The 5,639-nt window shown below is 68.2% G+C and carries 5 protein-coding genes; 3 read left to right on the top strand and 2 right to left on the bottom strand.

Translation table 11 applies throughout. The features are described from left to right. A partial coding sequence (locus RM1_RS25660) for an Ig-like domain-containing protein (RefSeq protein WP_143187349.1) occupies positions 1 to 590 on the top strand: 590 nt, incomplete at its 5' end. Between the two features lie 65 nt (positions 591 to 655). Here RM1_RS25660 and RM1_RS25655 read toward each other — a convergent pair. Both RM1_RS25655 and RM1_RS25650 read right to left on the bottom strand, forming a co-directional pair. After that, a complete protein-coding gene (locus tag RM1_RS25655; protein WP_072754420.1) occupies positions 656 to 2,425 on the bottom strand; it encodes an AMP-dependent synthetase/ligase in 1,770 nt (589 codons plus the stop codon). A gap of 32 nt (positions 2,426 to 2,457) precedes the next feature. Beyond that, the gene (locus RM1_RS25650; RefSeq protein WP_169922373.1) at positions 2,458 to 3,870 is read right to left on the bottom strand and encodes an aldehyde dehydrogenase family protein; all 1,413 of its coding nucleotides are present in this window, start codon (positions 3,868 to 3,870) and stop codon (positions 2,458 to 2,460) included. 209 nt (positions 3,871 to 4,079) lie between these two features. Between RM1_RS25650 and RM1_RS26520 the strand changes: the two genes are divergently transcribed. Beyond that, complete coding sequence (locus RM1_RS26520; RefSeq protein WP_169310522.1) at positions 4,080 to 4,223, top strand: hypothetical protein; 144 nt, start codon at positions 4,080 to 4,082, stop codon at positions 4,221 to 4,223. 280 nt (positions 4,224 to 4,503) lie between these two features. Beyond that, positions 4,504 to 5,639: Ig-like domain-containing protein (locus tag RM1_RS25645; protein ID WP_143187348.1), on the top strand; the 1,136-nt coding region annotated here is incomplete at its 3' end.

Below are 5,639 nucleotides of genomic sequence, written 5' to 3'. Positions count from 1 at the left end.
TCTCCGGCGCTGAGGTCGGTCGGTCCACGGTGCTGAGGGCGACCGTGTCGCCCGCGGGCGCAGGCGGCACCGTGGCGTTCAAGGACGGCGCGGCGACCCTGGCCGACGTGCCGGTCGATGCCAACGGCGTGGCGATCTACACGTGGGTGCCGTCCACCGCGGGCAGCCACTCGATCACCGCGACGTTCTCCGGGCGCTCCGGCGTGACGGGGTCGACGGCCAACGCGACGGTGACGGTGGCGGCGGCCCCTGTGGGCAACACCAACTCGACCACGGTGCTCACGCTGGGTGGCGCGCCCAAGGTCGGCGCGGCGCAGACGATCTCGGCGCAGGTCACTCCCGGCGATGCGGGTGGCACGGTCACCTTCAAGGACGGTGACATCGTCATCGGCACCGCGCAGGTGAACACGGGTGGCCAGGCCAGCCTCTCGTGGACGCCCGCGAACGAGGGTCAGCGCGTCATCACCGCCGAGTACTCCGGTGCGGGCACTGTGAACGCGTCCGCCGACCAGGAGTCCGTCGTCGTGACGGGCACCGGCGGTGGCACCCCCGGTGGCGCAGGCAGCCTCGGATCGATCTTCGGATCCTGATCCTGGTTTCCCCGGATGTGGCCCCCGACGATTCGTCGTCGGGGGTCACACCCGTTTCTGTCGGGTCAGCCCGCGTACAGCTCCTCGATCTCCCTGGCGTACTTGGTGTCGATGGGCTTGCGCCGCAGCTTCATCGTCGGGGTGAACTCGTCCCCGCCCGGCTCCCAGATCGCCGACAGCAGGGTGAACTTCTTCACCTGCTCGACGCGGGAGAGCTTCTCGTTGGCCGCCTCGACGGCGCGGTCGATCTCCGCCCGCACCAGGGGGTTCGCCGCCAGGTCGCCGGGGGAGCCGTTGTGGATGCCGTTGCGGGTCGCGAACGCGGCCGCCGCGTCGGGGTCCAGCGTCAGCAGCGCGACGACGTAGGGGCGGTCGTTTCCGATCACCACCGCGCCACCGATCAGTGAGCTGGCCGCACGGATGGTGCCCTCGATGTTCGACGGCGACATGTTCTTGCCGCCGGCGTTGACGATCAGTTCCTTCTTCCGGTCCACGATCCGGACATAGCCGCCCTCATCGATGGTCGCGATGTCGCCGGTGTGCAGCCAGCCGTCGGGGTCGATGGCGTCGGAGGTCTTGGCCGGGTCGCCCCGGTAGTCCTTCATCACCATTGGTCCGGAGACCAGCAGCTCGCCGTCGTCCGCGAGCTTGAGCGTCGCGCCCTTGAGGGCCTGTCCGACGGTGCCGATCCGGATGTCGCCCGGTCGGGTGACAGTGACTCCGCCGGTGGTCTCGGACAGGCCCCACGCCTCGAGACACGGAATGCCGAGCCCGAGCACGAACTCCAGCGTGTCCGGCGACAACGCGGCAGCCGCCGATATCGCGACACGCACCCGGTCCAGCCCGAGCTTCCTACGGACGGCTCCGAGCACCAATCGGTCGGCGACGGCGTGTTGGATGCGCAGGGTCTGCGGCACCGGAGCCCGTTCGGACTCCAGCCGAACCTTGCGGCGGCCGAGACCGATGGCCCAGTCCGCCAGACGCCGCTTCGCCGTGCTTGGCTCGTCGGTGAGCGCCAACTCGATCGCCGCCTTGATCTTGTACCAGACCTGCGGGACCGCGAGTAATACCGTGGGCCGAGCGTCCGGCAAGGCCGTGATCGCCTGCTTTGCGTCCGCGAGGGTGGTGAGCTGGAGGCCGCTGGTCAGGCTGCCGTAGTAGAAGAGCCGGTTCGCGATGTGCGCGTCAGGCAGGTAGGAAACGTATCGATCCTCCGGTCCCCAGTCCACGATGTCCCTCATCGCGTCGTATTCGGCGAGGATGTTCGAGTGGGTCAGCTCCACGCCCTTCGGTGGTCCGGTGGTGCCGGAGGTGTAGATGATGGTGAGCACATCGTCGGGCTCGACGGCGCGCCACGACGCCTCGAAGTCGAAGTCCGGGTCGCCGTTCGCCTCGAGGTCCTGCAGGCTCGTCGCCCCCGCGGGGGCCGCGTCGACGCAGACGATGTGCTCGACCGCGGTGCCCGCGCGGGCCTTCTCGATCACCGGCAGGAACTGCTCCTCGCAGACCATGACCTTGTTGCCCGCGTTGGTCAGCAGGTAGTTCAGCTGCTCGGCGGCGAGCGTGTTGTACACCGAGAACGGGGTCGCACCCGCGTGCAGCACGGCGGTGTCGACCAGGTGGAACTCGGGCCGGTTGGTCAGCATGATGCCGACGGTGTCGCCGTGACGAACACCGAGTTTCGCCAGCCCCGCGGCGATCCGGCGGACCCGTTTCGCGTAGAGGCGCCAGGTGATCACGACGCCGTCGCCTGGCGTCCGAAGCGCGACGGCGTCCGGGTAACGCGCGGCGGTGGCCTGGAAGGCCTCGCACAGGGTCTGAGGTGACGGGTTCATCGTGCTCCTCCTCGAGATTGTTGGTGCGCTTCTCAGGCCCGGTACATCCTGCGGATCAGCGTGATCGCCCGGTCACTGTAGGGCGGATAGGCGAACCGGGGATCGGGCTTGAACGGCTTGAGCAGCACGGCCTTTCGGTGGCTCAGTTCCTCGAACCCCCACTTGCCGTTGTATCGCCCCATGCCGCTGGCCCCGACACCGCCAAACGGCAACTGGGGCGCCATGTAGTGCACCATCAGGTGGTTGACAACTGCCCCTCCAGAGCTGATCTCGGACAGCACCCGGCGGCGAGTCCGCGCCGACTTCGTGAAAACGTAGGTGGCCAGGGGCTTCGGTCGTGCGTTGACGAAGGCGATCGCCTCGTCCAGTGAGTCGACGGCGAGCACCGGCAGGATCGGTCCGAAGATCTCCTCCCGCATGACCGGGTCCTCGGGGCTCGGGTCCACCAGCACGGTGGGCTCGATGGTCAGCTCGGCTCGATCGGTACCGCCTCCGAGTGCGACCGTGGCCTCGGTGCTCGCGAGGTAGCCGGCCAACCGGTCGAACTGGCGCTCGTTGACGATGCGCAGGCCGCGATCGGGTTCCCCTGACCGGAATTCGTTGAGGCTGTGAACTATTCGCTCGACGAGCTCGTCCCGGACGGCGCGCTCGACCAGCACGTAGTCCGCCGCGACGCAGGCCTGGCCGGAGATGACCACCTTCGTCCCCGCGATGCGACGGGCGGTGACGCCGAGGTCCGCGTCCCGCATGACGATCGCCGGGCTCTTGCCGCCGAGTTCGAGGGTCACCGGTGTCAGGTGCGGCGCGGCCCCGGCCAGGATCTTCCGGCCGATCTCGGTGCCGCCGGTGAAGAACACGTGATCGAACCCCTGGGCGAGCAAGGTCTGGGTTGTGTGTCCATCCCCCTCGACCACGGCAACAGCCTCGGCATCGAGGTACTCGGGGAGCAGTCGGGCCAGCAGCCGTGACGAGGCGGGGGCCAGCTCGGATGGCTTCACGACGGCGCAGTTCCCCGCCGACACGGCGGCGACCAGAGGTCCAAGGGTGACTGTCAGTGGACCGTTCCAGGCCCCGATGACGAGCACCACCCCGAGCGGCTCGTACTGCACCCATCCCAGTGCAGGCATCTGGTGCAGTGGCAGCGGTCGCGGCCGGCTGCGCATCCACCGGCGCACCCGTTTGCGTGCGTACGTGGCCTCGAGCTTGGCGGCGAGCATGTCGATCATCCAGGATTCGAAGGCGCCGCGCCCGTGATCCTCGGCGAGGGCGCGGGCGATCTCGCCCTCACGCTCGTCCAGTAGTCGCTCGATGCCGCGAAGTTGCTCGATGCGCCACGTCGCGGGCCTGGTGCGGCCCGAGCCGTACGTCGCGCGGAGCGCGGCGACGACCTCGGGAATGGTGCCTGATTCGGTGACGCCTGGTTCTGCGTTCAAGGCGCTCTTCACGGCTTCCTCACCTCGATGTGAGTTGACCGCGGCACTGCATGCCGCGGTTGATGCGGCGTGGCGACGAGTTGGTGCGCGCGAATCCGGTGCGCAAGCCTGCCACCAACACTGGTCGCGTTGCGAGTCACCGTCAAGACCCCGCGGTTCGCTCTCCGACTTTGCTGGCCCGGGGCGCCCAACCCGAGCACACTGGTGATATGGATCACAGGATGACCGACAACGAATTGCGCAAGGCGATCAGGACGTTGCGGGATCGCGCGGACGAGGCCCGCCGCCATGGGGATCCGGAGGATGCCGACAGCATCGAGAAGACGATCCGGGACTACCAGGACGAGATGTCCACCAGGCTGTGACGCCTGTGACGGGCGGGACGCGCGTGCCGTAGCTGCGCAGATGCGTTCCGTTGGAGCACTCGCTCGCGGCGGCTCGGCGCCGTGCGCGACCGGGTTGCGGTGACTTACACAACCGTCCATTTTCTTCTGCCAAAACGACATCGGGCGTGGGACCGACGTGGTCTACTTCTGCTCGATTCTGTGCACGCCGACGGCTCCGCTGCGGGTGGGTCGGATTCCGTGACGACACAACAGGGCCACCCCAACACGCGTGGGCGCCCTCGTCTTTGGGAGGAAATGCATGTCGGGGAGGTCTGTGCGCCGCACCATCGCGATGGCTGGCGCGTTCGCGGTCACCGCGGGGTTCGCGGTGACTATGGGGGCGGGAGGCGCGAGCGCCGCGCCCGCGACGATCACATGGGCGGACGGGGGTAAGAACTTCACCCGCACGATCAGCAACGTCGCCCCGGCCGAGGGCGAGGTGGTCACGGTGTCCACCACGATCGCCGGGACCGACACGATCAACTGGTTCGAGGACTACCGCCCCACCTGCATCACCTACAAAAAGGACTCGGCGAAGGTCGCCGGCCTCCCCGTGGCCCTTGCGAGCAACGGGGCGGGCCTGCTTCGGGTCGCTGGCAGCTGGGACGCCTCCACCTCGCCGACCTTCGAGTTCCAGTACGTGATCGGGGCCAACTGCGCCAGGGAGGTGGCGCTGAACACCGGTATCAAGTACAGCGCCGTCGCATCCTCGGGGGAGAACCTCAACCTCGGTCCCGCGTACGTGGTGACCAAGAACGTCAGCACCACCGTGCTCGAGCCGGTCGGCCCGCTCAAGGCGGGCGTCGAGTCGACGCTGAAGTCCAAGGTGCTCGGCGGCCGCGCGGGCGACCTCGTGAAGTACTTCTCCGGCACGAACGAAATCGGCTCGGCGGCGCTAGACGCGACCGGTGCGGCCTCGTTCAAGTGGAAGCCCGCCGCCAACCAGGCAGGTCCGCACGATCTGACCGCGAAGTTCCTCGCGACGCCGTTCGCCACAGAGTCGGTCTCCGCAGTGCAGTCCGTCACCGTCGACCCGGGCGATCAGACGACTCAGACGACCCTCATCATGCCGAGCTCGTCCCCGATCAACGTCGACGTGATCATCGAGGCGCAGGTCTCCCCGTTCCCCGGTGCGGGCACGCTCACGTTCAAGAACGGCATCACCGTGCTGGGGACCGCCCCGGTCGGCGCCGACGGCAAGGCCAGCGTGGTGCAGAACTTCACGGTGCCCGGCAACAAGACGATCACCGCGGTGTTCTCCGGTGCCCCCGGGTTCGCCGGCTCCACCTCCACCGCTCAGACCCTGAACATCACGGATCCGGGCGCGGTCGACGTCGCGACCACCACCACCCTGAACGTCCCGGCGATCGCGCAGAAGGGTGTCTACGTGTTCCT

Source organism: Rhodococcus maanshanensis NBRC 100610, from assembly GCF_001894865.1.
Classification (GTDB): Bacteria; Actinomycetota; Actinomycetes; order Mycobacteriales; family Mycobacteriaceae; genus Rhodococcus_G; species Rhodococcus_G maanshanensis.
The sequence above is the reverse complement of the archived record's forward strand: the minus strand, read 5'-3'. Positions and strand labels throughout refer to the sequence as shown.

Excerpts from the sequence above, each read along its gene's own strand:
- RM1_RS25655 (WP_072754420.1), bottom strand. The coding sequence starts at position 2,425 with ATGAACCCGTCACCTCAGACCCTGTGCGAGGCCTTCCAGGCCACCGCC.
- RM1_RS26520 (WP_169310522.1), top strand. The coding sequence starts at position 4,080 with ATGACCGACAACGAATTGCGCAAGGCGATCAGGACGTTGCGGGATCGC.